At 36.0% G+C, this 24,794-nt stretch carries 23 protein-coding genes and 1 other annotated feature; of the genes, 3 read left to right on the top strand and 20 right to left on the bottom strand.

What is annotated here, in order from left to right:
- Positions 1-254 precede the first annotated feature (254 nt).
- The 5 genes from LG276_RS08680 to LG276_RS08660 all read right to left on the bottom strand — a co-directional run bounded on the left by LG276_RS08680 (position 255) and on the right by LG276_RS08660 (position 5,925).
- Entirely contained in the window at positions 255-1,190 is a 936-nt protein-coding gene (locus tag LG276_RS08680) for an ABC transporter ATP-binding protein (RefSeq protein ID WP_404294078.1), read from the bottom strand.
- 3 nt (positions 1,191-1,193) lie between these two features.
- Complete coding sequence (locus tag LG276_RS08675; protein WP_224937746.1) at positions 1,194-2,261, bottom strand: ABC transporter ATP-binding protein; 1,068 nt, start codon at positions 2,259-2,261, stop codon at positions 1,194-1,196.
- A gap of 11 nt (positions 2,262-2,272) precedes the next feature.
- Positions 2,273-3,187, bottom strand: a complete 915-nt coding sequence (locus tag LG276_RS08670) for an ABC transporter permease (protein WP_095369801.1) — start codon at positions 3,185-3,187, stop codon at positions 2,273-2,275.
- Between the two features lie 6 nt (positions 3,188-3,193).
- Positions 3,194-4,126 (bottom strand): ABC transporter permease, encoded by a 933-nt coding sequence (locus tag LG276_RS08665; protein ID WP_224937745.1) that lies wholly within the window; start codon positions 4,124-4,126, stop codon positions 3,194-3,196.
- A 164-nt stretch (positions 4,127-4,290) separates the two neighbouring features.
- Complete coding sequence (locus LG276_RS08660; protein WP_281202630.1) at positions 4,291-5,925, bottom strand: peptide ABC transporter substrate-binding protein; 1,635 nt, start codon at positions 5,923-5,925, stop codon at positions 4,291-4,293.
- 514 nt (positions 5,926-6,439) lie between these two features.
- Positions 6,440-6,638: a binding site (T-box leader), on the top strand.
- 62 nt (positions 6,639-6,700) lie between these two features.
- Here LG276_RS08660 and trpS point away from each other — a divergent pair.
- Positions 6,701-7,693, top strand: coding sequence for a tryptophan--tRNA ligase (gene trpS / locus LG276_RS08655; protein ID WP_281202629.1), 993 nt, complete (start codon positions 6,701-6,703; stop codon positions 7,691-7,693).
- A gap of 42 nt (positions 7,694-7,735) precedes the next feature.
- Here the strand turns inward: trpS and LG276_RS08650 are convergent, their stop codons facing one another.
- The 9 genes from LG276_RS08650 to LG276_RS08610 all read right to left on the bottom strand — a co-directional run bounded on the left by LG276_RS08650 (position 7,736) and on the right by LG276_RS08610 (position 17,920).
- Entirely contained in the window at positions 7,736-8,482 is a 747-nt protein-coding gene (locus tag LG276_RS08650) for a YjbA family protein (RefSeq protein ID WP_281202628.1), read from the bottom strand.
- Between the two features lie 355 nt (positions 8,483-8,837).
- Complete coding sequence (gene opp4C, locus LG276_RS08645; protein ID WP_404294076.1) at positions 8,838-9,749, bottom strand: oligopeptide ABC transporter permease; 912 nt, start codon at positions 9,747-9,749, stop codon at positions 8,838-8,840.
- Between the two features lie 9 nt (positions 9,750-9,758).
- Positions 9,759-10,724 carry an oligopeptide ABC transporter permease gene (opp4B, locus tag LG276_RS08640; protein WP_095369807.1) on the bottom strand — a complete coding sequence of 322 codons (966 nt, stop codon included), beginning with the start codon at positions 10,722-10,724 and terminating at the stop codon, positions 9,759-9,761.
- Positions 10,725-10,764: 40 nt separating this feature from the next.
- Positions 10,765-12,486, bottom strand: a complete 1,722-nt coding sequence (gene opp4A / locus LG276_RS08635) for an oligopeptide ABC transporter substrate-binding protein (protein WP_251161342.1) — start codon at positions 12,484-12,486, stop codon at positions 10,765-10,767.
- A 22-nt stretch (positions 12,487-12,508) separates the two neighbouring features.
- The gene (locus LG276_RS08630) at positions 12,509-13,498 is read right to left on the bottom strand and encodes an ABC transporter ATP-binding protein (RefSeq protein WP_289433343.1); all 990 of its coding nucleotides are present in this window, start codon (positions 13,496-13,498) and stop codon (positions 12,509-12,511) included.
- The gene (locus tag LG276_RS08625) at positions 13,488-14,522 is read right to left on the bottom strand and encodes an ABC transporter ATP-binding protein (RefSeq protein WP_224937739.1); all 1,035 of its coding nucleotides are present in this window, start codon (positions 14,520-14,522) and stop codon (positions 13,488-13,490) included. Before LG276_RS08625 ends, LG276_RS08630 begins: the two co-directional genes overlap by 11 nt.
- Positions 14,523-14,780: 258 nt before the next feature.
- Positions 14,781-15,563, bottom strand: coding sequence for a DUF2268 domain-containing protein (locus LG276_RS08620; RefSeq protein ID WP_404294074.1), 783 nt, complete (start codon positions 15,561-15,563; stop codon positions 14,781-14,783).
- A 139-nt stretch (positions 15,564-15,702) separates the two neighbouring features.
- The gene (gene fabF / locus LG276_RS08615) at positions 15,703-16,941 is read right to left on the bottom strand and encodes a beta-ketoacyl-ACP synthase II (protein ID WP_224937737.1); all 1,239 of its coding nucleotides are present in this window, start codon (positions 16,939-16,941) and stop codon (positions 15,703-15,705) included.
- Positions 16,942-16,987: 46 nt separating this feature from the next.
- Positions 16,988-17,920 (bottom strand): beta-ketoacyl-ACP synthase III, encoded by a 933-nt coding sequence (locus LG276_RS08610; RefSeq protein WP_224937736.1) that lies wholly within the window; start codon positions 17,918-17,920, stop codon positions 16,988-16,990.
- A 238-nt stretch (positions 17,921-18,158) separates the two neighbouring features.
- Between LG276_RS08610 and LG276_RS08605 the strand changes: the two genes are divergently transcribed.
- A complete protein-coding gene (locus tag LG276_RS08605) occupies positions 18,159-18,413 on the top strand; it encodes a hypothetical protein (RefSeq protein WP_224937735.1) in 255 nt (84 codons plus the stop codon).
- Positions 18,414-18,441: 28 nt separating this feature from the next.
- On the opposite strand, the gene LG276_RS08600 is transcribed toward LG276_RS08605, so the two are convergent.
- The 4 genes from LG276_RS08600 to LG276_RS08585 form a co-directional block, all read right to left on the bottom strand.
- Positions 18,442-18,633: a ComZ family protein gene (locus tag LG276_RS08600; RefSeq protein ID WP_191814887.1), complete on the bottom strand. Its 192-nt coding sequence runs from the start codon at positions 18,631-18,633 to the stop codon at positions 18,442-18,444.
- A 12-nt stretch (positions 18,634-18,645) separates the two neighbouring features.
- Positions 18,646-19,611: a BMP family ABC transporter substrate-binding protein gene (locus LG276_RS08595; protein WP_404294072.1), complete on the bottom strand. Its 966-nt coding sequence runs from the start codon at positions 19,609-19,611 to the stop codon at positions 18,646-18,648.
- Positions 19,612-19,730: 119 nt separating this feature from the next.
- Complete coding sequence (locus LG276_RS08590; RefSeq protein WP_404294070.1) at positions 19,731-20,492, bottom strand: hypothetical protein; 762 nt, start codon at positions 20,490-20,492, stop codon at positions 19,731-19,733.
- Between the two features lie 148 nt (positions 20,493-20,640).
- Entirely contained in the window at positions 20,641-21,375 is a 735-nt protein-coding gene (locus LG276_RS08585; RefSeq protein ID WP_224937732.1) for a hydrolase, read from the bottom strand.
- Positions 21,376-21,597: 222 nt separating this feature from the next.
- Between LG276_RS08585 and LG276_RS08580 the strand changes: the two genes are divergently transcribed.
- A complete protein-coding gene (locus LG276_RS08580) occupies positions 21,598-21,789 on the top strand; it encodes a YjzD family protein (RefSeq protein ID WP_224937731.1) in 192 nt (63 codons plus the stop codon).
- Positions 21,790-21,875: 86 nt separating this feature from the next.
- Here LG276_RS08580 and clpB read toward each other — a convergent pair whose 3' ends face one another.
- Entirely contained in the window at positions 21,876-24,470 is a 2,595-nt protein-coding gene (gene clpB / locus LG276_RS08575; protein ID WP_404294068.1) for an ATP-dependent chaperone ClpB, read from the bottom strand.
- A 108-nt stretch (positions 24,471-24,578) separates the two neighbouring features.
- Complete coding sequence (locus LG276_RS08570) at positions 24,579-24,758, bottom strand: YjzC family protein (RefSeq protein WP_095369821.1); 180 nt, start codon at positions 24,756-24,758, stop codon at positions 24,579-24,581.
- Between the last annotated feature and the right edge of the window lie 36 nt (positions 24,759-24,794).

Below are 24,794 nucleotides of genomic sequence, written 5' to 3'. Positions count from 1 at the left end.
TACTAGAAGTTAAACAACATGCAAAAGAAAATAGTAAGAATGAGAAATATTTTAATTTTTGCGATAGTAATTTCATACAAACTATTGTATACTATATTCATACATTTTAGTGATTGAAAGCACTAAACATATTCCCAATATTCATATTTTTCCTAACTGAATATTTGTTTCGAAAATAAATCTTTAGGATGGATTCAGGTCTTAAGGAAATTTAATCAACGAAAAAACGACCTCAATAAGAGATCGCTTATAAGTTAACTTTTATGTTCTTTTTGGTATTGTGCAAATTCTTTTTCAGAACAGAAAACAAAGTGACCAGGACGAACTTCACGCATTTCAACCTTCTCATCAGCACTATATTGATGGACAGCTGGGTCATATGTTTTTCGTTGACGTGTTCTTTCTGACTCTGGATCAGGTAAAGGAATAGCAGATAATAATGATTGTGTATAAGGGTGCATAGGATTGCTATACAACTCTTCCGCTGTGGCAAGTTCAACTAGCTTACCAAAGTACATTACACCAATTCTATCACTAATATACTTAACCATTGACAAATCATGAGCAATGAATAAGTAAGTTAACCCTTTTTCACGCTGAAGTTTTTTCATTAGGTTAACAACTTGTGCCTGAATAGATACGTCAAGTGCAGAAATCGGTTCATCAGCAATAATGAATTCAGGTTCAACAGCTAGCGCTCTAGCAATACCGATACGCTGTCTTTGTCCACCAGAGAACTCATGTGGATAACGGTTAGCATGCTCTTTATTTAAGCCTACTGTTTCAAGTAACTCATAGACGCGTTCCATACGCTCTTTTTTCGACTTTGCAAGCCCATGAATATCAATACCTTCAGCAATGATATCCGCAACTGTCATACGAGGATTTAAGGATGCATAAGGGTCTTGGAAAATCATCTGCATTTTACGGTTAAATGCTTTTAGTTGATTGGTTGACTTTTTACCATGAACATTTTCACCATTAAATAGAACTTGTCCATCAGTGGCATTATACAAGCGTATAATTGTTCTACCGGTCGTTGATTTCCCACAACCTGACTCACCAACTAGACCAAGGGTTTCACCTTTGTAAATATCAAAAGTAATGCCATCAACCGCTTTAACCATATTCGATTTACCAACATTAAAATGTTGTTTTAGATTTTTTATTTCAAGTAATTTCTCTGTCATAACTTAAATACCCTCCTTCACAATTACTGGTTTATCAAAATTGGAGGACATTTGACGTTGACGCAACTTCACCGCTGCAGGTGGTTCAACATGAGGTGCATCAGGGTGTAACAACCAAGTTTTCGCAAAATGTGTTTCAGAAATTTGAAACATTGGTGGTTCTTCCTCGTAATCAATGGCTAATGCATATTTGTTCCTTGCAGCAAATGCATCACCAATTGGCGGATTTGTTAAGTCTGGTGGCGTACCAGGAATCGCAGCTAATTCATCTTTTGTATCATTATCGACACTTGGCATAGAAGCAAGTAGTCCCCAAGTATATGGGTGCTTCGGATCATAAAAGATTTCATCTACTGTGCCTATTTCAACGATCTGACCAGCATACATAACAGCTACACGATCTGCCACATTGGCAACAACGCCTAGATCATGAGTGATAAAGATAATAGAAGTATCCATTTTCGCTTGTAACTCTTTCATTAACTCTAAAATTTGAGCTTGAATAGTTACATCAAGAGCGGTTGTAGGTTCATCAGCAATCAGTAATTTAGGGTTTGTAGCCAAAGCTATAGCTATCATTGCGCGCTGTCTCATACCACCTGAGAATTCATGCGGATATTGATTCACTCGTTTATCAGGCATCGGAATACCAACTAGCTCTAATAATTTTATTGCACGTTTTTTGGCATCTGCTTTAGATAAGCCTTGGTGCTTAATCAAACCTTCGATGATTTGATTACCAACTTTCATTGTTGGATTTAATGAAGTCATTGGATCCTGGAAGATCATACTAATATCTTTACCGCGTATGTTTTCCATTTCTTTTTCTGATTTAGGTACAATATCATCACCATAGAAAAGAATTTCTCCACCAGTAATTTGTCCTGGAGGCATTGGAATTAGTTTCATAAGTGTTTGTGAAGTAACACTTTTACCTGAACCTGATTCACCAACAATAGCTAATGTCTCACCTTTATGAAGGTCAAAGCTAACACCACGAACAGCTTGTACCGTCCCTCCATAAGTTTGGAATGAGACTTTTAGATCTTTTACTTCGAGAATTTTTTCCATGTTCTCACTCCTTATTTACGGCTTCTTGGGTCGAGTGCGTCACGTAGACCATCACCGACTACATTGAATGCAAAAATGGTTAAACAAATAAAGATCGCAGGGAAGAATAATCGCCATGGGTAATATCTTAACGCTGGTAAACCATCATTGGCCATTGTACCCCAACTCGCTAGAGGCGGTGTTAAACCTAATCCTAGGAATCCAAGATAAGCTTCTGTAAAGATTGCAGAAGGAATTGTTAATGTCATTGTAACTAAAATTGGACCCATTGAGTTTGGAATTAAATGTTTACCCATAATTCTTGTTGTATTTGCACCTAAGGTTTTAGAAGCAAGAACAAATTCTTGATTCTTCAAGCTAAGTACTTGCCCTCGAACAATCCGGGACATATTTATCCATCCGGTTATTGTCATAGCGATAATCATCGTACTTAAACTTTGGCCAAGTACAACCATTAACAAGATAACTAATAACAAGTAAGGAATACCTGATAAAACATCGGCACCACGCATCATTATTTCATCGGTTCTACCACCTTTGTATCCGGCGATTCCGCCCCAGGCAACACCAATAAATAAATCGATTAACGCAGCTGCAACACCGATAAAGATGGAAATTCTAGCACCTTCCCACGTACGAGCAAACATATCTCGTCCAAGATCATCGGTACCGAACCAATGCTCAGCAGAAGGTGGCTGATTCTTATTTGTTAAATCATTTGACTTGTAGTCATATTCTGTCATATATGGTCCAAAGATTGCCATGAAGATGAGAATAATAAGTAGGACTATACCAAACATAGCAAGCTTATTTTTTCGGAATCTAATGAAGACATCTTTCCAAAATGAAAGACTTGGCTTCGAAATCTTTTCAGCATCATCTAATTGTGTGCCGACAACTTTGAATTTATCATTCGCACTTTGCATGATTTATTATTCTCCTTTCTTCCCAGCTAGTTTAATCCTTGGGTCGATGATTCCATACGCAATATCCACTAGGAGAATAGCTAATAGTAAAAGAATACTATAAAAAACTGTCACACCCATTATTACTGTATAATCACGATTTGTAATACTTGTTACGAAGTGGAAACCTAACCCTGGAATACCGAAAATCTTCTCGATAACAAAGCTACCTGTTAAAACACCCGCGGTTAATGGGCCTAAATAAGTAACTACCGGAAGAAGAGCATTTCTCATTGCGTGCTTAACTGTAATTACACCACCGCTCAAGCCTTTTGCTTTAGCAGTTTTAATATAATCATTTGCTAATACTTCAATCATACTAGATCGTGTGAGTCTTGCGATATATGCCATCGGTCCCGCTGCAAGTGCAATAGCAGGCAAAATGGTGTGCATAAATGATTCCCAACGAGCTACAGGGAATATTTGGAGTTTTATTGCTAAGAAATATTGTAAAAATGTTGCCATTATGAATGATGGCACTGATATCCCTAAAACAGCAACAGCCATTGTTGAATAATCTTGCCATTTATTTTGTCTTAAAGCAGCGATAACACCAAATAAAACGCCAAAGGCAACGGCAATTAGTATTGCTTGAAAGCCTAATACAAAAGATACAGGGAATCCTTCTGTGATCAAATCATTAACTGTTTGACTTTTGTATTTAAAAGATGGGCCAAAATCCCATGTAACTACATTGATTAGATAATCAAAATATTGTTGATACCATGGCTGATCTAAGCCATAATGTGCTTGTAAATTCGCTTCAATTTCTGGTGGTAGTTTCTTTTCTGAAGCAAACGGGTTTCCAGGTGCAATGCGCATAAGGAAAAATGTTGCCGTTACAATTAGCCATAATGAAATTATCATATATAACAGACGTTTTCCTATATATTTCGTCATTGTCCAACACCTCCAATTGATTTTACTGAGGTCAGTATGTCTACAACTGCAATTCTCACAATAGATAAATAATACAATTTTACCATTAGAAGGATAATACCTATTACAAGAACGAAGGTATATAGGAAGTTTCATCCCATATACCTTACATTTAAAAGATCAAATTATTCAAAGTGAGCCCATTTATATTGAACATCACCTAAACCAGATACAAATACATCTTTTAAGTTTTCATCTTTAACCCAGTTGTTTGTGTAGAAGTAAATTGGTGCTACTGGCATCGCATCCATAAAGATAGCTTCTGCATCTTTTAACATTTGTTGACGCTTTTCAGCATCTGTTTCAGTTTGTGATTGTTCAAGTAATTTTTGGAATTCAGGATCTTCCCAACCAGTGTTGTTATTTCCACCGTCAGCATCTTTGTACATTTCCAAGAAGTTCATGGCGTCATTGAAGTCACCTAACCAACCCATACGAGCAATTTGGAAGTCTCCACTATTTACACTATCAAGGAAAACATTCCACTCAGCATTATCTAGAGTTACATTAATTCCAAGATTTTCACTCCACATATCTTGAACGGCTTGAGCAATCTTTTGATGTGCTTCAGATGTGTTATAAGAAAGCTTGATTTCTGGTAATTCTGATGCATCGCTTAATCCTAATTCTTCAAGACCTTTATTTAAGAATTCTTTAGCAGTTTCAACATCATTATCAGGGAAGTACCCTTCTTCATTTTCTTGGAACATCGTAGGTGGAACGATTGCCATTGCTGGAAGTTGTTCCCCTTGTGTAATGTTATTAATAATTGATTCACGATTAATTGCGTGAGTTAAAGCTTTTCTAATGTTTGCATTATCTAATGGTTCAACAGTAGTATTGAATTTGTAGTTATAAACACCAGCAATTGCTTGTGTTTCTAATCTACCATCATCTTTAAGTGCTTGCATTGCATCTGTTGGAAGAGCTCCTGTTGGAGAACCTGCCCAATCTAATTCACCATTATCAAACATAGATAATTCAGTATTTGGATCATTAATCATGTACATTTCAATTTTATCTAATTTTACAGTGTCTTTATCCCAATAAGTGTCGCTCTTTTCAAGAGTAATTTGGTCACTGTGAGACCATTCAGCTAAGTGGAAAGGTCCGTTTGTCGTATAATTTTCACCAGCATCTGTTGCCCAGTCTGGATTTTCTTTCGCGATTTTACTGTTTACTGGTAAATAAGTATAGAAAGCTGTTAGTTCAAGAAAGTAAGGTGTTGGGTTTGCTAGTGTAACTTCTAAAGTTTTTTCATCAACAGCTTTAACGCCAACATCATCTAAGCTACCTTCTCCTGTGTTTGCAGCTTCTGCACCTTCAACATAATATAGTTGATATGCATATGTTGATTGATTAGCTGGGTCTAATGCCCATTTCCATGCATATTCGAAATCTTCTGCAGTTACAGGATCTCCATTTGACCATTGTGCATCTTCACGGATATTAAATGTGTATGTTTTTTGGTCCTCTGAGATTTCCCAATCTTCCGCCATAGCGGCCGCTGGTTTATCGTCTTGACCAATTCGAGTTAATCCTTCTAATACGTTACGAAGAACAGTACCAGAAGTAGAATCTTCAGCCAAACCTGGATTTAATGAAGGTGGTTCAGTATTAATATTTACTTTTAATTCTTGAGGTACATCACTACCTCCATCGCCACCATCTGCATTGTCATCGCCTCCGCCAGCGCAGGCTGCTAGAACCATGCTAGCTAAAAGTAGCATACTTAAAAAGATTGACCATCTTTTTTTCACGGTGAAACCCCCTATTTTTAATTCAAACGATTCTTCACAGGAATAACAATTGTTCACATAGAGTAGATTGATGAAAAAATCAAACAATTTTTATTATAAAAAAAGAGTTGATTCCTTAATGCATACTAAGGAAAGTAAGTTTATTTTGATAGAACAAATTCCCTCTATTCAGATAATTCAGCTTGAATATTAAAATTTGTATCTATTAGACTACGATAAACTCACCTTTTCATCATTCCATCTACCTGTAACCGAACAAAATGTAATATGTTTGTAAAGATGTCGTTTGGTAGGTTTTATTATAGTTTCTTTAAAAGTTTATTTCAAGCCCGTTTTAAATAATCTAAATTATCTATATTTTTTCAAAAAAATGTCGAAACATGTATTATTATTGTCATGTAAGGGTTTTCATAAGTTTTTATTGGTATATAACAAATAATTTTTTTTTTTGCTGTTATAACGCTCACTTGATTTACTTCTACATATATTATATTATGATTACAAATAAATAATACAAATTGCTGTGAGAAAAGAGTAGTACATTTAAGATGGTTTTAAGAGAGCTTATGGTAGGTGAGAATAAGCAACCTATTAAATCGAATGGACTTTTTGAGCATGAATATATCGATTCACGTTAGACTAACGTTATCTGTCTTTAAGAGATTCACATATGTGAATAATTAGGGTGGCACCGCGGACCATTCGTCCCTAGATTTTTTTAGGGATGAGTGGTCTTTTTATATGTTCATTTCTCATAGCAAATAGGAGGATTATGATGAAAAAAACACTCTTTTCTGGTATTCAACCCAGTGGAACAATAACAATTGGTAACTATATCGGAGCATTAAGACAGTTTGTCGAGTTGCAAAATGAGTATGATTGCTACTTTTGTATCGTCGATCAACATGCTATCACTGTTCCACAGGATCGCTTACAACTAAGAAACAATATCCGTAGCCTAGCAGCACTTTATGTTGCTGTGGGGTTAGATCCCAATAAGGCGACTCTATTCGTTCAATCCGAAGTACCTGCACATGCACAAGCCGCATGGATGTTACAATGTATTTCTTATATCGGTGAGTTAGAAAGAATGACGCAGTTTAAAGATAAATCTGCTGGTAAAGAAGCTGTCTCAGCAGGCTTATTAACCTACCCACCACTAATGGCGGGAGATATTCTATTATATGGTACAGATATTGTCCCGGTTGGAGAAGATCAGAAACAGCATTTAGAATTAACAAGGGACTTAGCAGAAAGATTCAACAAGAAATACAATGACATCTTTACGATTCCAGAAGTAAGCATTCCAAAAGTGGGTGCACGAATCATGTCACTTCAAGATCCAACGAAAAAAATGAGTAAATCTGACCCTAATAAAAAAGGATTTATCTCAATTTTGGACGAGCCGAAACAAATTGAGAAGAAAATTAAAAGCGCTGTAACAGATTCTGATGGCATCGTCGCTTTTGACAAAGAGAATAAACCTGGCGTTTCAAATTTATTAACGATTTACTCGATATTCTCAGGCGAATCAATTGAAAATATTGTGAATAAATATGAAGGAAAAGGGTACGGTGATTTCAAAGGGGATTTGGCGGCAGTAATTATTAGCCACTTAAAACCTATTCAAGATAAATATCATCACCTCATGGAATCAGCAGAATTAGATGAGATATTAGATGCAGGAGCAGCAAATGCCAACAAAGTGGCAGGTAAAATGGTTAAAAAGATGGAAAATGCTATGGGATTAGGCAGGAAAAAGAAATAAAAAATAGGGACGTTCAAATTAAATTGAGCGTCCCTTTTTGATTTAATTTACCTTTGAACCATTTTCCATTTCCCATAACTTCTCAAAAAAAGGTTGACCTTTAATGATATTCTCACAAAATCTTTCATGTTTCTTAGACCAACCTATCTTACTGTCTTCATATAAATTCATCCATGCATCATGGAAACCCATTGATTGAATACTTTTATACTCTTCAGGCATCCATTCTGTAAACCAATAGCGAATTTCCGCTTCATTTTCTGAACTATGAAGTTGATCTAGTGCCATAAACATTAATTGTTTGAGCTGTCTTTCCTTCCTTGTCAGGCCTTTCATTAATTCTGGATCTGGAGAAAGAATGTGAAAACTTTTTAGACTCGGCTTTTGTTCAAAAGTATATTCCATTTCATCGTGATTAGAAATCATTTCATATGTAAGTTGTTCTTGTCTTGGTATCAATCTACTCTTTCGAATTGGAATATGATACCCAATTGTATCAACAGCCATAATGTTTGTCCCATCAGTAATGACAAAACAATAATCCAATTGCACTCTTTCATGATTTTTTCTTAAATACGCTTTTTGATACACGTCATTCAATAGTTGTTGTGGTAATTCAGATAAATCATTTTCAATATAATGAAATAGTGCTGGTGTAATCCTTAGTAACGGTACTTGATCCAATAATTCAACTGCATCATCTTTTCGCCATTCATGAAATTGACAAACATTGTAACCATTCTCTTCCCCTTCAAACCAGTTCACCCAAACATCATGAAGATATAACATTTCCTAACCCCCACTCGCATGATTATTTGTCAATAAGTATGGGCAAACAACTCTGTTTTTATTCCTTTCTTTTACAATCTAATCCATTATTATTCTTTTTTATCTTTGATTAGAAAGCAATTTGTACTTTATATTGAATTATACAATCGATATAAAGTGTATTTAATATGGAAGTAAATGTTATAATATTCATTTATTATTCACTAAAATAAATATTAATATAATTTATAATAAATAGTAAATGATTGAATTTTCCACTCATTACTAATCAAATAACCAATTTATCCAAAAAAAAAAGAATGCATTTACCTTAAAAGGTCAATTGCATTCTTTTTCAGACTTACTTGCTAGGCCTCTACCTTCTAGATTTAGGATTTAGAGCGTCTTTTAAGCCTTCTCCGATGAAATTAATTGCTAATATGGTGATTGTAATAGCTGCAGCGGGCGGTACCCACATCCACGTTTTATTTCTTAATACGTCAGAATCACGGGCTTCAAATAACATATTACCCCAACTAGGTATATTAGCTGGTACACCCGACCCTAAAAAACTTAAACCTGCTTCAGCAACAATTGTTACTGCTAACATTAATGTAGCCTGGACAATAATTGTTGAGGCTATATTCGGTAATATATGTTTAATAATAATCTTTATCGGCTTCGTACCAATTGATTTTGCTGCTAAAACATACTCATTCTCTTTCTCCGAAAGAAAACGGCTTCGGACAATTCTGGCAACTCCCCCCCAGCTAAGGAAACTGATGACCAAGATCAATGTCCATACTCCTGAGACTTTCCCTACTAATATCGTATTTAATACAATAACAAATATTAAAAATGGAAAATTCAAAACAAAATCTGTAATACGCATGAATATTTGATCAATCTTTCCACCATTATAACCAGCAATAGCACCGACAATTGTACCAATAGATATAATTAATACCATACAAGACAAGCCAATTAACAACGATGTCCTAGCTCCATAAACCATTCTGGTGAATACATCCCTACCATTTGTATCTGTGCCGAACCAGTGCTCTGCTGAAGGTTCCAGGTTCATTGACATAAAATTAATTCTAGTGATATCTTGTGTGGTGAATATTGGTCCAAAAATAGCGAGCAAGACAAACGCAGTAAATATAATTAAACTCGTCATTGCTATCTTGTTTTTGAGAAATTTATTGCGGGCAATTTTCCATGGAGATAGTTGTTTTTGGTTTGATTTTACTATTACTTGATTTGTATTTAAAGAAGCTTTCACCATAATTGCCCCCTATCCTAACCTAATCCTAGGATCAACTATACCGTAGAGTAAATCCGCAATTAAGTTACCTATTAATGTTAAAAATGAAAGCAGCATGGTAATTGTCATCAACACCGCATAATCTCTTCTATTAACAGACTCTAGGAACAATAGTCCGATTCCTGGATAAGTAAAAATTGTTTCAGTAATAACCGCTCCACCTATTAATGTAGCAATATCAAACCCTAAAAATGTAATTAATGGAATCATTGAGTTTCTTAAAATATGTTTATTATAAATGGATGATTCACTGGTTCCCTTTGCTCTTGCTGTTCGGACATAATCTTTTCTACTGTTTTCTATAACATCATTTCTCAAGAATTGGGTATATGATGCTGTTCCCATTAAACCTAGGATCAATGCGGGTAATAGCACATGATGCATCCGACTCACATAGTATTCCCATGTGCCTGGCTGTAACCCTACCTCTACTGAACCGGCAAAAGGAAACCAACCTAATTGAAAAGAGAAAAAATAAATCGCTATTATTCCAGCAACGAAAGATGGAATCGCTAAACCTACATAGTTGTATCCTGCTATAAGATTGTCTCCTAAGGTGTATGGCTTTCTACCAGCATACATCCCCATAGCAAAGGCAAAAATATATGTAATTATCAGTGCAATAATTGCGAGAAAAATCGTATTTGGCATTCGGTCTATGATTAAATCGTATACAGGCATTTTATGCGCTGTTGAGTTACCAAAATCTCCTTGAACGAAATTAGTAATCCATCTCCAGTATTGAATATGTATAGGGTCATTATAGCCCAACTTTTCTCTCATATCTTCAATATATTCGGGATTCGTATTTGATGGATCAATTTCCCCCCCAAAAGGGTCCCCTGGCATAAACTTCGCCAGGGAGAAAACCACAACAGAGGTAAGGAATAGTAACGGTATCATACCTAATATTCTTCGAAGTGAATATTGCAGCATGTTCCATTTCCCCTTATCATTTAAAAGTTCGCTTGTCTAATTATTCAGTTACATACCATTCATGTGTATTGGTTTGGTAACCTACAGCATTAATATGAACCCCTTGTAGGCGCTTATTAATACCATAAAGGTCTAGGTTCTCCCATAATGGAATACCTGGAAGCTCTTCATTGAAAAGTTTTTGCCATTCAACATAGACTTCTTTACGATACTCTTTATCGAATGCTTTCTCGCTTAAACCTTCGTCTAATAATCTTTGATTATCTTCATTTACCCAACGTCCATAGTTCCACTCCGCATTATTTGCCCATAGACCAGATGGATCCGGATCAGAGCCAGTGCTCCATGAACCAAAGAATGCTTCTAAAGCTTCATCATCTTTATCTTTCATATCATTATATAAGTTAAATTCTACTAAAGACCCTGTCGCTAATTCTGTCTTCACACCAATATCATTCCAAGATTGGATAATCGCTTGAGAACGACCTTCAAATGTTGCATTTCCAGCATAATGACCAAATGAAATTGAGAATGGCTCTCCTTCAGGATCTTCTACAAAACCGTCACCATCAACGTCTTTATAGCCGGCCTCAGCTAATAGCTCTTTCGCTTTTTCTGGATCATACTCATATTGATTTAATTCTGACTCTTCTGCTGCAATCCAGAAAGTTGAAGGAATAACTGTGTTAGATACTGTACCTTTACCTGATAAAAACGCATCAATCATCGCTTGACGATCAAGAGCATGAATTAAGGCATGGCGTAATTCTTTGCTTTTAAATTTGTCAAAATCATCAACATTTGTACGTGTTTCTTGATCACGGTGACCAAATCGTAAACCGATATATGAATACCCTACACCATTTGTCTCTTCAACTGTGATATGTTCCATCGTTTCAAGTTCTTCTACTTGTGCAGGAGCAACGCCCATAATGTCAACTTCACCATTTTGTAGAGCACCATTTGCTACTGCCGGATCAATCACTTTAACTACTACTCCATCAAGTTTTGGTTCACCTTTATAGTAATCTGCAAACTTCTCTAACTCTACATATTCACCAGCTTTAACAGACTTCACTTTAAATGCTCCTAAACCTACTGGTGTTTGTCTTACTTGTTCTGATTCACCAAGCTCTGCAATAGCTACTCCCTCATAATGCTTTTTAGGCATTGGATAAGACCAAAGATTTTCAAGATTATTGATTTTTACAGATTCAAATGTAATTGCAATCGTATATTTGTCAACTAACTCAATTCCTTCAATTGTCTCCGCTTTTCCATCCTTTTTTTCTTTAGCCCCCTTAATACCTTCTACATAATTAAAACGTGGGCCAGTATATTCAGGATCAGCCATTGTTTCCAATGCAAATTGGTAGTCCTCTGCTGTTAGCTCCTCACCATTATGCCATTTTACGCCCTCTTTAAATTTGAACGTATAAGTGAGCTTATCATCACTAATTTCCCAAGTGGCAAGATCTGGTTCATATTCTAATTCGTCATTTACTGAATAAATACCATCAGTCATGAAATTCAAGATTTCGGCATCAATCGCACTGCCATAATAAGCTGGCTCTAATACACCCTCTGGAGCAGATGTCACGGCTACTGTCACATTCCCACCCTCAACCGGTTCACCAGTGTTGGCTTCTTCTTTATCTCCATCTTTTTCATTCCCACTCGTTTCGTTCCCGCTATTACAAGCTGCTAGAAACATAGAGAATACGAGTAATAACGAAATTAACCAAAAAGATTTCTTTTTCATTGTTCTCCCCCTAAATGATTTTTTAGTTATATAAATGACAAGCTACGTTATGACCAGCCTTCACCTCCTTTAAAGTCGGTTTTACTTCCATGCATTCTTTCATGGCATGTGAACAGCGTGGATGAAACGGGCAACCCGTTGGAGGATTGGCCGGACTTGGTACATCACCTTCTAATATAATTCTCTGTTTCTTCTTTCTCGGATCCGGCTCAGGTATGGCTGAAATCAAAGCTTGTGTGTAGGGGTGAAGTGGTTCTGCAAAAATACTATTCTTATCAGTTACTTCAACAATTCCACCTAAGTACATCACAGCAATTCGATCACTCATATGTTTAACAACACTCAAATCATGTGCAATAAATAAAAATGTTAATTGAAATTCATTTTGTAGTTCCTTCAAGAGATTCAATACTTGGGACTGTACAGATACATCAAGTGCTGATACGGGTTCATCTGCAATAATCAGCTTTGGACGTAGTGCTAATGCCCGTGCAATGCCAATCCTTTGCCTTTGACCACCAGAGAATTCATGAGCATATTTATAATAAGCATCTGACGGAAGTCCGACCTTATTAAGGAGATCCATGACTTCTTCTTTTAATTCTTTCACTGATTTCCCTCTAAAATTAACTAGCGGTTCTGAGACGATGTCCCCAACCATTTGCATTGGATTAAGTGAGGCATATGGATCTTGGAAAACCATTTGAAAATCTTTGCGGATTTCTCTTAATGTCTTTCCTTTCAAACTTGAAATATCTTGTCCATCAAAAATAATCTTTCCATCTGTTGGATTCATAAGTTTTAAAAGCGTTCGACCTGTCGTTGATTTGCCGCAACCCGATTCTCCAACAAGTCCAAACGTTTCGCCGTTATGTATTTGAAAACTAACTCCGTCTACAGCTTTGACATGTCCTACCGTTCTTTGAAAGAAACCTGCTTTAATCGGGAAATATGTTTTTAAATCTTCTACTTCTAATAACACTTCTCGCTTCTCAGCTGTGTTATTTGACATATGTATTCCTCCCATTAGTCTGATAGCTGTTCTCATATAAAAGACAAGCAGCCTCATGTCCATTTTCAACAAAACCTAATAAAGGTGTGATTTCAGTACATTCAGGCATTCTTTTTGGACAACGATCAGCAAATCTACAACCAACTTCTGGCATATCTTTAAGGGATGGTACTAAGCCGTCAATCGACCCTAATTCTTTCTCTTCTTCATCCAATTTAGGGATCGATTGTAATAATAACTGTGTATAAGGGTGCTTAGGGTTATGAAAAAGTGCATCTACATTTGTTCTTTCAACAATTTTCCCAGCATACATAACAATTACATCGTCACACATTTCAGCAACGACCCCAAGATCATGGGTAATGAGAATAATCGCCATATTATTGATTGATTGAATTTCCCTTAATAAATCTAGTATTTGGGCTTGTACTGTCACATCTAATGCAGTCGTTGGCTCATCAGCTATAAGTAACTTTGGTTGGCAGGCAATCGCAATAGCGATCATTACCCGTTGCCTCATTCCCCCTGAAAGTTGATGGGGATATTCGTCAACGATATTCTCTGGCCTTGATATGCCTACTTGTCTTAAAAGATGGATGCTTTTTTCTCGTGCGTCCTTTTTCGAAATCTTCTGATGATTAAAGAGAATCTCCTGTAATTGAAAACCAATTGTGAATACAGGGTTAAGTGCCGTCATTGGCTCTTGGAAAATCATTGAGATATCATTACCTCGTATGGTATTCATTTGATTAATGGAGTAATTCTCAATATTCTTACCTTCAAAAACAATTTCACCACCAGTGACTTTTCCTGTTTCCTTCGGTAATAACTGCATAATGGACATAGACATGACACTCTTTCCACAGCCTGATTCTCCCACGACACCAAGAATTTGTTTTTTCTTTACGTCAAAAGATACATTATCTACTGCGTGATAGACCTTTCCGTCTATATCAAAACCTGCTTTTAATTCATTTACTTGTAAAATTGTGTCCAAGCTAGGACTTTCTTCTTTCCCTACCATTTCAACACCTCAATCGTAATATCTTACAGTATTGTAAAATATTTAGTACTAGGATTAATTATCTGTATATTATTACAAATAGATTACGAATACAAGGAATTTTTTCAAAAATCTATCTTTTAATAATATTATAAATAGTATGGAGTGGTCATGAAATAGTTCTTACATCCTGTTACTTGTATGTTAATATAAGGAAAAAATACTATTTTACTTACTTTGACAATTTCTTTATTTTCTTTACATGTTTTCTCATCTACTCTATTCTTTTTCCCACTGAGGTACAAAAAACTTTGAAGGAATAACCATGCTTTCTTTGAGCTTGATTTTTTTTTCATTGTCATACATTGAGACGATTTCATAGCCAATGGAGTAGCCAAGCATTTTTGGATATTTCCCCTCACCGAATAGAATTTGGTCATGTAATTCATTGTCTCTCTTTATGTCTATATTTTTTTTTACATATTTATGCCAATAGTATCGTATTCTTTCTCTATCATGTTCTGTGCACCACTTTGAACGATACGATTTTCCACGACTTTTCTCCACTGCCCATTCTGCTAATCCTTCTAATACAATGCTATCTAATAATGTATACTCAGCCATTTCTTTTTTTAATCTCTTCATTCGGCAGATATGATGGTATTCGTGGACAAATAATGCTTCTAATTCTTTCTCATCTTCTAATGGAGCGAGAAATAAAAACATCTTGTCAGGGAATGACAAGCCAGACTTCACATAAGATGTTCTAAAGAATAATCCGCCTTGTGCAATTGGAAATAAGTAAATGGGGACATCTGGTCCTTTCCAGTTTTTTCTATACTTGTTTAATAACAATTCAACTTTTTCCCATGTTTTATTTTCTTTTAACTGTTTGAATTGTTCTTTATTCCTTCTATTTGGTGAATACATGCCAAAGGAGGATAAGAATTGGTATAACCTTTGTGGCTCGTTTTCATGGAATGAATTTAACAATGGTTCAATCAACTTTTCTGGTTCAGTAAAATGCTGATCTAACCATTCATCAGTTCTAATTACCGGCATATGGTTCTCTCCCATCAAATGTTGTTGTTTATTTTATGGAAGAGACAAATAATCGGTTCAAAAGAAAACCATAAAAATATAAAAAACACGGACAAATTCCGCCATGTAACAAAGCAGAATTTGTCCGTGTTTGATTTAATTATTGATATTTTTTGAAGACGATTGTTGCGTTATGACCACCAAAGCCTAATGAGTTACTCATAACAGCTCCAATAGTTTTTTCTCTTGATTCATTAGGTACATAATCTAAATCACAATCTGGATCTTTTGTATTGTAATTAATCGTTGGTGGCAACGTACTATCTCTTAACGCTAGGATAGAGAAAATCGCCTCAACGCCTCCGGCAGCACCTAGAAGGTGACCTGTCATAGATTTTGTTGAACTAATGGCTAAATGATAAGCATGTTCACCAAAAACACTTTTCACTGCAACCGTTTCATATTTATCGTTATAATCTGTGCTCGTACCATGAGCATTAATATAATCGATTTGTTCAGGAGTGAGACCCGCATCGTCAAGTGCCATTTTCATTGCACGCGCACCGCCTTCTCCCTCTGGTGCAGGTGCGGTTATATGATAGGCATCTCCAGTTGACCCATACCCAACAATTTCAGCATAAATATTGGCACCGCGAGCTAGTGCATGTTCTAATTCTTCAAGAATGAGAATACCTGCACCTTCTCCGATAACAAATCCATCTCTATCTTTATCAAATGGGCGACTTGCTGTAGCCGGATCTGGATTGGTAGATAGCGCTGTGTTAGCACAGAATCCTGCAACAGACATTCTCGTAATTGGTGCTTCTGCTCCTCCTGTTACCATGACATCAGCATCACCACGCTGAATGACTTTAAACGCATCACCGATTGAATTCGTTCCAGTTGCACAAGCGGTTACTGTACAAGAATTCACACCCTTTGCACCTAATGTGATTGATACTTGCCCTGCAGCCATATCCGGTATCATCATTGGTACAAAGAATGGACTCACACGGCGGTAGCCTCTGTTTAAAAAGGTTTCAAATTGATTCTCGAATGTTTCCATTCCACCGATTCCTGATCCTACCCAAACACCAACACGATGCGCGTTTTCATCATTTATCGTCAAATTAGCATCTTTCACTGCCATGATTGAAGAAGCCACTGCATAATGAGTAAAGCGATCCATCTTTCTTGCATCTTTCTTCTCTAAATACTCATGAATATCAAAATCTTTCACTTCCGCAGCTACTTTAGCAGGATATTCATCAGCATTTAATCTTGTTAGCGGTCCTACTCCAGATTTTCCAGCTTTAATATTACTCCACGACTGTTCTACATTATTTCCAACTGGTGTTACTGCTCCAAGTCCTGTTACAACGACACGTTTTTTTTCCACTATTATGTCACTCCTTTTATATCAATAAAGCCTATTATATTTATACTTATTTTCCCCATTTTAAAGCGATGGCTCCCCATGTTAATCCGCCACCAAATCCGACCATTACGATAATATCATCATCTTTAATTTTCCCAGCTTCTATCTCCTCAATCATAGCAATTGGTATAGAAGATGCTGATGTATTACCATATTTATCAATTGTTTTTGACATTTTTTCAATTGGTAACTCTAAACGTTGTCTAGAAGCTTCCATGATACGAATATTCGCTTGATGAGGGATAAGAAAATCTACATCCTCTTTTGTTAAACCTGCTTTTTCTAATACATTAATACAACTTTCACCCATTTGTCTAACAGCAAACTTATAAACTTCTCTACCATTCATCACAATGTACTTATCTTGATAAAGATGCTTCGCTCCACCACCATCTGCTCCTAGTTCAAATGATAAAATGCCTCTTCCTTCAGATACAGGAGCAATGACAGCGGCACCCGCACCATCTCCAAAAAGGACAGCTGTATTACGATCAGACCAATCGGTTACTTTAGACAGCTTTTCAACACCTACCACTAGTACATTCTGATACGTTTTTGTTTCAATAAATTGTTTCGCTGTAATCACACCGTACATGAAACCAGCACAAGCTGCACTTACATCCATAGCTGCTGCTTTCTTTGCCCCTAACTTTTCCTGCAGTAAACAAGCAACACTTGGAAATGGCTGATCTGGTGTGACAGTTGAGACAATAATTAAATCGATATCTTCAGGAGACAAATCTGCATCCTGTAATGCTTTTTTTGCAGCAGCGAATGCCATATCAGAAGTATCTGTATCGTCATCGGCAATCCGTCTTTGTTCGATACCTGTTCTCGTGCGGATCCATTCATCTGAAGTATCCATTATTTTTTCTAAATCAGCATTCGTTACTATTTTTTCAGGCAAGTATCTACCTAAGCCCACAATTCCAGCATTCATCTTTCCCACTCCCTTTTTCTTTTCCACTTTGTCGTTATTAGAAATTCAACCTTTTTATTTACGAGAAATAAAATTTAATATCAATTATTAGTACTTGGTACTAATTTTATCAAATAAGCAGGTAAAGTTTCAATATTTTTCTTCATAATTATTATTTTCGTCCAACCTTTTCTTTTATTCACCCATATATTATAAGGAATAACCTATACAATAGAAGATCAAAAGGAGGATTGCTTATATGAGTGAAGAACCGTTTTTTAATCAATTTATGTTTGGTAATAGAGATGCTCGTCAAAGTGAAGATTGGATTCTCGGAAGACAACATAAGCAGGAGGAGGAAAAATCACCTTCTATTTTAAATACAATCGAACAATTAGATCTGGTGGAATTAATGGCCAATATGTCTCAATTAATGGATTCTGCAGAGGAATTAAAACCACTTTTAAAACATGCTGCTCCAATCGTTGAAGTCTTTATGAATAAAAAAAGCTAACGGCAATCCCACGCCGCTAGCTTTTCTCTTATTCATGTTCTTTTTGTGCATCTGCTTTCCCTAATTCATATGCTTCATTCATCACTTGTGTAAACATCGTCATAAACGGTTGAATCATTTCCATTGATAAATTTACACCTGACTTTTCTAGTTCGGCTTTTGCTTCAGGTAGATATTTCATCGCGATTTGCATAAATTCCATTGTTTTATCATTTGACATTCTGTTATCCTCCTATGATGGTTCTGTCGGTAAATTACCTGTTTCTTTATATTTTTTTACTGCTGTATTTAATTGTTGAATAAAGGTTGGAGATAATTCTGGACTATACGCACCTAATGAAATGACATCTTCTTGAAAGTCAAAAGAAAGGTTTCCAGACTGAAGTTCTCCATTATGAAATTGTTCTGCTACTATTTCATACAAATGGTCAACATGTTGAATCGTACTTGTTAATACTGCTGATTTTCCTAGATGGGATTGGTCAGAAACATAACCAATGGCATATAAACCATGCTCTTTTACTTTTTCAATGACAGGGACATTATATCCATCACCTGCTGGATAAACGACATCTGCTTTTTCTATGACCAACTTGTCCATTAACCCTGCAGCCTTATGGGCATCATCCCAATTTTCAACATAATGTATTTTAACATCTGCTTCATCATTTTGAAAGTTCACACCATCAATAAAACCTTTTACTTCTGGTTGCCATTCAAATGCCGCAATAATACCAACAATATTAGTAGCTGTCATCTCACCAGCCACCATACCTCCGAAAAAGCCCATTGCATAGCCTTCAAAATTTAAACTTGTCGTATTTTCATTTTGTGCGTCCCCGTTAAAGCTTACAAACTGAATATTTGGATATTGTGCTGATATTTGATTAAAGTACTCTGCATATTCATTTCCATGTCCGAAAATTAAATTGACCCCTTTTTTTGAAAATTCCTTTACCGCTCTTTCGACAACGAGTTGTGAGTTCATCCCTTCTTTATAATACACATCAATATCATAAGTAGACTGTATCTTGAGTAGGCCTTTATACCCTTTCGTACCCCACACTTGATCATTAATGGTATCCGGCACTAATAAGCCAGCCTTTTGCAGCTGACCCCCAGAAAATACCTGTCCACATGACGATAATAAGAGAAGGCATAGAACCAAACTCCCCCACCTAATTAAAGCTTTCTTCATTTCTATATCTTTCGCCCCTTTATGTTAGTTGATTTTTTCTTTCGAAAAGACCAACTAACATCATTCTAACCTTTTATCCTAGTGATTGAAAAGGTTTTTCCGATGAAAGTACTTTATATTTATGGGAGAATATCCACATGTCTTTTCTGTTGACTAAGCGCTTTTTCCACCGATAGATGGTTATGAATATGAATTGTTTGAGGTTCGTCTCTTAAACTGTTATCTTCTTTTACAGTATGATTTTCAAGATTAATTTGTAAATAATCTACACATTGCTGCCAATGGTTTTCAATTCCACTGCTAATTATTTTTTCTCCACTCTTATTGTTTGATAAAAAATCATGCAATAAACAGGTGATGGCTTCGTCAATATAAACAGCATCATTCCGCCATTCCTTTTCACTGACACTTTTATTGTGGTTAGTATGCATCAGCTTTTGTTGAAAAAGCATTTCTTCCGGTTGAAACGGTCCATATACTGTTGGTAAGTAATAGATATGAGCATGAGAAAAGGTCTTTTGCACCCATTTTTTTGAATGACCTGTATACAACCATTGAATGGGCAAAGTAATCACACATTTTCGCTTTTCAAAAGAGATTTTATCTAAGAAAGGAACTAAAAACCTCTCCATGTTTATATCTTTAATATATAAACTGTAACCATCAATAAAAACAGTGGCCTCTTCTTCAAGCAAAGTGTTTAAACTATCTATATCCACTTCGGTTAAGTTCGCATTTCTCCCAACGGATAATTGTTTTTCTAAAGCATCATCTGCCTTCAATGAATTGAGCAGTAAAACCTCGACCCCTTCTTCTAACAACCCTTTACAAGCGCCAAAACCTACAAAACTATAACCATCAATTACAACTGCTTGCTTCATACCCCAGCCTCCAGTCGTCTGTTTTATTGTATACTATGCGGAATTATCTTTATATATCATCGAAATCTCTCACTCAAATATGACTTATAACAAACTAGCAAGTTTTACATTTCAAAAAAAAATTGTCTGAGGGATTTTTTCCTCAGACTTATAATATCGACTCATTTTCGTTGAGAAATCGAATAATATGGTAGCTTAAACTATGCCTTTTTTCTGGTAATAAATAATTGATTGAGACTCGTTGATTGTTTTCTGACCATTTCACTGATAAGTCTTTTAAATGATGAGATTGTTTATATGCACGACTACTTGAGAGGATATGAATGATTTTTACTGGGAGGTCTACTTGAAGGAATTGTTCTTCATTTATTACGATGGATTCATCTATCTCTTTAATATTACTCACAAGTGCAGCTTCAACTTCTTTCTTTAATTTTTTATAGAAAAATTTATGTTCTTTTTCTTGTTCCAAATGTGTTTTTAATGAAAAGATGGGATTGATAAACGTAATCGACCGTATATTCTCATTCATTTCATTCATTAATGCTCCAGCGACAAGTGCGCCCATACCTTCAGCAATTATATGGATTCTTTCATTAATAATTTCATGTCTAATCGTATGGGCATACAATCTTTTTGCCATCTCAATGGCTTTACGACTTCCCCAATTTCGCCCATATAGATTCGAATAAAAGATAGTATAACCATCTCTTCTTAATGATGAAATGAGAGATGATTTCCCTTCATTTTGTGTCCAGAAGCTTTGTTTCTCATCAACAAAATGGCGTTCATCCCCAATGATAAGAACACCGAAACCACTTGGCTTTTCTGGGTAATGAATCATATTCCATTCTGTATGCAGTTGAAAGTTTCGGCTATCCATTTTATTAACCCCTTTACTGTTGTTCATACTAATGTATGATTGTACAGGTAATTTGAATAGGATATTTGCCTAGCTTTTAATGAATTAGTTCAAACGCTTGATTCCAACTGTTATTCACATTTTAGACATAATCCTATGAAAAAAAATCAGTGAATCACGTTTATAATCCAACCATTGTATGATACTATTAAATAGACTGACATACGTATGAGGTGAGTAAAAATGCAATACATTTGGACGTTCATTTGGACATTCTTACTTATGAATATGGTTACTTATGTAGTAAGCAACATGAATGGTGTAAGTTATGATTTACAAACGGCAACCGTCCTTTCGGTTGCAGTAAGTATTCTCCTTTACATTCTCGCTGCTGTCATTCCTGCAGCACCAGAAGAGAAGGAAGGACTACACTAAGAATGGCAACAAAAGTCATCCAATATGGATGACTTTTGTTTTTTTACTTTCGTTAATATATCCAGTTTATGCTATTTTCCACTGGTTCATGATTGTTTTATGATAAGTTTTGTACTGTCACTAGAGATAGCTACATGTGATTTCGCTTGGATATTTCCCGCGATCATTTCTTTTGCTAATGCTGTTTCAATTTCTCTTTGCATGTAACGCTTCAATGGTCTTGCACCGTATATGGGGTCAAAAGCCGTTTCTGCAATAAAAGCCTTTGCCTTATCATCTATCGTTAAGATAATTTGTTGATGAATTAACCTTTGTTGTAGTTCATGGATTAGTTTTTCAACAATTCCTTTCATCTCTTCTATACCTAAAGGATGAAATAAAATAACCTCATCTACTCTATTTAAAAACTCTGGCCGGAAATGCGAACGTAACATTTCTAATACTTTATTCCGAGTTTCTTCTATTATATTACCCTTCTCTTTCGCTTCATCGCGTTCAAGCAAGATATGAGACCCTATATTTGATGTCATTATGATAACGGTATTTTTAAAATCAACTGTTCGGCCTTGAGAATCAGTAACCCTTCCATCATCCAACATTTGTAAAAGAATATTGAACACTTCAGGATGTGCTTTCTCTATTTCGTCTAGTAATATGACTGCATACGGATTCCTACGAACCGCTTCTGTTAATTGTCCGCCTTCTTCATACCCAACATAACCTGGTGGTGCACCAACTAGTCTTGATACCGCATGTTTTTCCATATACTCCGACATATCAATTCTAATGATATGTTCCTCACTATCAAATAAAGATTCCGCTAACGCCTTTGCCAACTCTGTTTTTCCAACCCCAGTAGGACCTAAGAAAATAAAAGAACCAATCGGCCGTTTTGGGTCTTTTATGCCTGCTCTTGCTCTTAAGACTGCGTCGGAGACAAGTGTGATGGCTTCATTTTGACCGATGACTCTTTTTTGTAGAATCGACTCTAGTCGCAATAACTTCTCCCGTTCACTTTCAACTAATTTAGAGACAGGTATACCAGTCCATCTCGATACAATATCAGAAATTTCTTCTTCAGTGACCTCTTCACGTAATAAACGGTTATCATTTTCTTTATTATTCGTCTCTTCTTCTAATTGTTGTAACTCCTTTTCACATGCAGGGATTTTACCATGTCTTAACTCTGCTGCCTTATTAAGGTCATACTTATTCTCAGCTTCCTCTAGCTCTCTTTTCAAAATTTCTAACTGCTCTCGTTTTGATTGTATCGATTGTATCGCAGCCTTTTCTGTTAACCATTTCGCCCTCATTTCTTTCGCTTGTTCCTTAAAGTTAGTAAGTTCTTCTCTTAGTTTCTCTAACCTCCCTTGACTGATTTCATCAGACTCTTTTAGCAGAGCGGCCTCTTCAATTTCAAGCAGCATTACCTTTCTTGTTACTTCATCCAGCTCCGTAGGCATAGAGTCAATCTCTGTCCGGATCATTGCACATGCCTCATCAATTAAATCAATCGCTTTATCTGGTAAAAAACGATCTGTAATATAACGATCAGATAAAGTAGCTGCTGCAACAATAGCCCTGTCATGAATATTGACCCCATGATGAATTTCGAATCGCTCTTTTAAACCTCTTAAAATAGAGATAGAGTCTTCTACATCGGGTTCTTTTACTAATACTTGTTGAAACCTTCTCTCTAATGCCGGATCTTTTTCAATATACTTTCTATGTTCATCCAATGTTGTTGCGCCAATACAATGTAGCTCACCTCGGGCAAGCATCGGCTTCAACATATTACCAGCGTCCATCGCACCTTCTGTTTTACCAGCTCCAACGATTGTATGTATCTCATCTATAAACAGAAGAATACGACCATCACTCTTTTTAATCTCTGCTAACACTGCTTTTAAACGTTCCTCAAATTCACCTCTAAATTTAGCACCAGCAATTAACGCACTCATATCTAATGAGAAAATCGTCCTATCTTTCAGTCCCTCTGGTACATCTTTTCTAACAATTCTCTGTGCTAATCCCTCAACAATTGCTGTTTTACCAACACCTGGCTCACCGATGAGGACAGGATTATTTTTCGTTTTCCTTGAAAGTATGCGAATTACATTACGGATTTCTTGATCTCTGCCAATGACAGGATCTAATTTCCCTGTTTTCACTTCTTCCACTAAATCTCTACCATATTTATGAAGTACTTCATAAGTACCTTCTGGGTTTTGTGATGTCACCTTTTGATTCCCCCTGATTTCTTCAATTGCTTGTTGGATATCCTTCTTTTTCATTAAAAAGAGGTCTGTAACATTCGTCTTTGCCACAATCACTGCCCATAAAACATGTTCAATGGATATATAATTGTCCTGCCATTGCAATTTTAATTCTTCTGCTTTTGACAAGGTTTTTCTTAAATCATTAGTAAGATAAAAAGAATTTAAATCCGCACCACTTCCACTAACCCTGGGTTTTCTTTCTAATAAATGTTGCAATGATTGTTTCACATTTTCAATTGTAAAATCACTTCGTCTTAAAATATTTGTAAATAGATGATCCTCCTGCAAGAAGGAAAGGAAAAGGTGCACCGTATCCACCTCTTGGTGACCTTTATTTGTCGCCATCCTTTTGGCAGTCATTAAACCTTCTTGCAAAGAGGTTGTCATTTGATTAATATCCAATCGCACGTCACACTCCTGACCTTTTTTGACCTTTGTTTTATTATAAAATTATTTCCTGCCATATGTAAAGCCATCCACATTTTGGGATGGCATCTGATTCGTTCTTTATTATGGTTTTCTTTGATAAGTCCATAATCGATTATGGTTTGAGTTTTCAGGAAATCGATCACCCGCACGAAGACTTACCACTTGTGGGTTATTCACATTACTGCCAGTTTCACCAATCTCAATATATTTACCATTATTTGGCGCTTTCTGCCCTGCTCTAAATTGTCGATTTTGTCCCAAAATGAGCACCTCCTTCAAACTTACACTTTTATTATT

It is taken from the genome of Cytobacillus kochii (assembly GCF_044790165.1).
In the GTDB taxonomy this organism is placed as follows: Bacteria; Bacillota; Bacilli; order Bacillales; family Cytobacillaceae; genus Cytobacillus; species Cytobacillus kochii.
Note: the sequence above shows the minus strand (reverse complement) of the source record. Positions and strands in the feature narration are given on the sequence as shown.

Bases quoted from the DNA above. Each gene is read 5' to 3' on its own strand.
- LG276_RS08680 (WP_404294078.1), bottom strand. From the start codon at position 1,190: ATGACAGAGAAATTACTTGAAATAAAAAATCTAAAACAACATTTTAAT.
- LG276_RS08675 (WP_224937746.1), bottom strand. From the start codon at position 2,261: ATGGAAAAAATTCTCGAAGTAAAAGATCTAAAAGTCTCATTCCAAACT.
- LG276_RS08670 (WP_095369801.1), bottom strand. From the start codon at position 3,187: ATGCAAAGTGCGAATGATAAATTCAAAGTTGTCGGCACACAATTAGAT.
- LG276_RS08665 (WP_224937745.1), bottom strand. From the start codon at position 4,126: ATGACGAAATATATAGGAAAACGTCTGTTATATATGATAATTTCATTA.
- trpS (WP_281202629.1), top strand. From the start codon at position 6,701: ATGAAAAAAACACTCTTTTCTGGTATTCAACCCAGTGGAACAATAACA.
- LG276_RS08650 (WP_281202628.1), bottom strand. From the start codon at position 8,482: ATGTTATATCTTCATGATGTTTGGGTGAACTGGTTTGAAGGGGAAGAG.
- opp4C (WP_404294076.1), bottom strand. From the start codon at position 9,749: ATGGTGAAAGCTTCTTTAAATACAAATCAAGTAATAGTAAAATCAAAC.
- opp4B (WP_095369807.1), bottom strand. From the start codon at position 10,724: ATGCTGCAATATTCACTTCGAAGAATATTAGGTATGATACCGTTACTA.
- opp4A (WP_251161342.1), bottom strand. From the start codon at position 12,486: ATGAAAAAGAAATCTTTTTGGTTAATTTCGTTATTACTCGTATTCTCT.
- LG276_RS08630 (WP_289433343.1), bottom strand. From the start codon at position 13,498: ATGTCAAATAACACAGCTGAGAAGCGAGAAGTGTTATTAGAAGTAGAA.
- LG276_RS08625 (WP_224937739.1), bottom strand. From the start codon at position 14,522: ATGGTAGGGAAAGAAGAAAGTCCTAGCTTGGACACAATTTTACAAGTA.
- LG276_RS08620 (WP_404294074.1), bottom strand. From the start codon at position 15,563: ATGCCGGTAATTAGAACTGATGAATGGTTAGATCAGCATTTTACTGAA.
- LG276_RS08610 (WP_224937736.1), bottom strand. From the start codon at position 17,920: ATGAATGCTGGAATTGTGGGCTTAGGTAGATACTTGCCTGAAAAAATA.
- LG276_RS08605 (WP_224937735.1), top strand. From the start codon at position 18,159: ATGAGTGAAGAACCGTTTTTTAATCAATTTATGTTTGGTAATAGAGAT.
- LG276_RS08600 (WP_191814887.1), bottom strand. From the start codon at position 18,633: ATGTCAAATGATAAAACAATGGAATTTATGCAAATCGCGATGAAATAT.
- LG276_RS08595 (WP_404294072.1), bottom strand. From the start codon at position 19,611: ATGAAGAAAGCTTTAATTAGGTGGGGGAGTTTGGTTCTATGCCTTCTC.
- LG276_RS08590 (WP_404294070.1), bottom strand. From the start codon at position 20,492: ATGAAGCAAGCAGTTGTAATTGATGGTTATAGTTTTGTAGGTTTTGGC.
- LG276_RS08585 (WP_224937732.1), bottom strand. From the start codon at position 21,375: ATGGATAGCCGAAACTTTCAACTGCATACAGAATGGAATATGATTCAT.
- LG276_RS08580 (WP_224937731.1), top strand. From the start codon at position 21,598: ATGCAATACATTTGGACGTTCATTTGGACATTCTTACTTATGAATATG.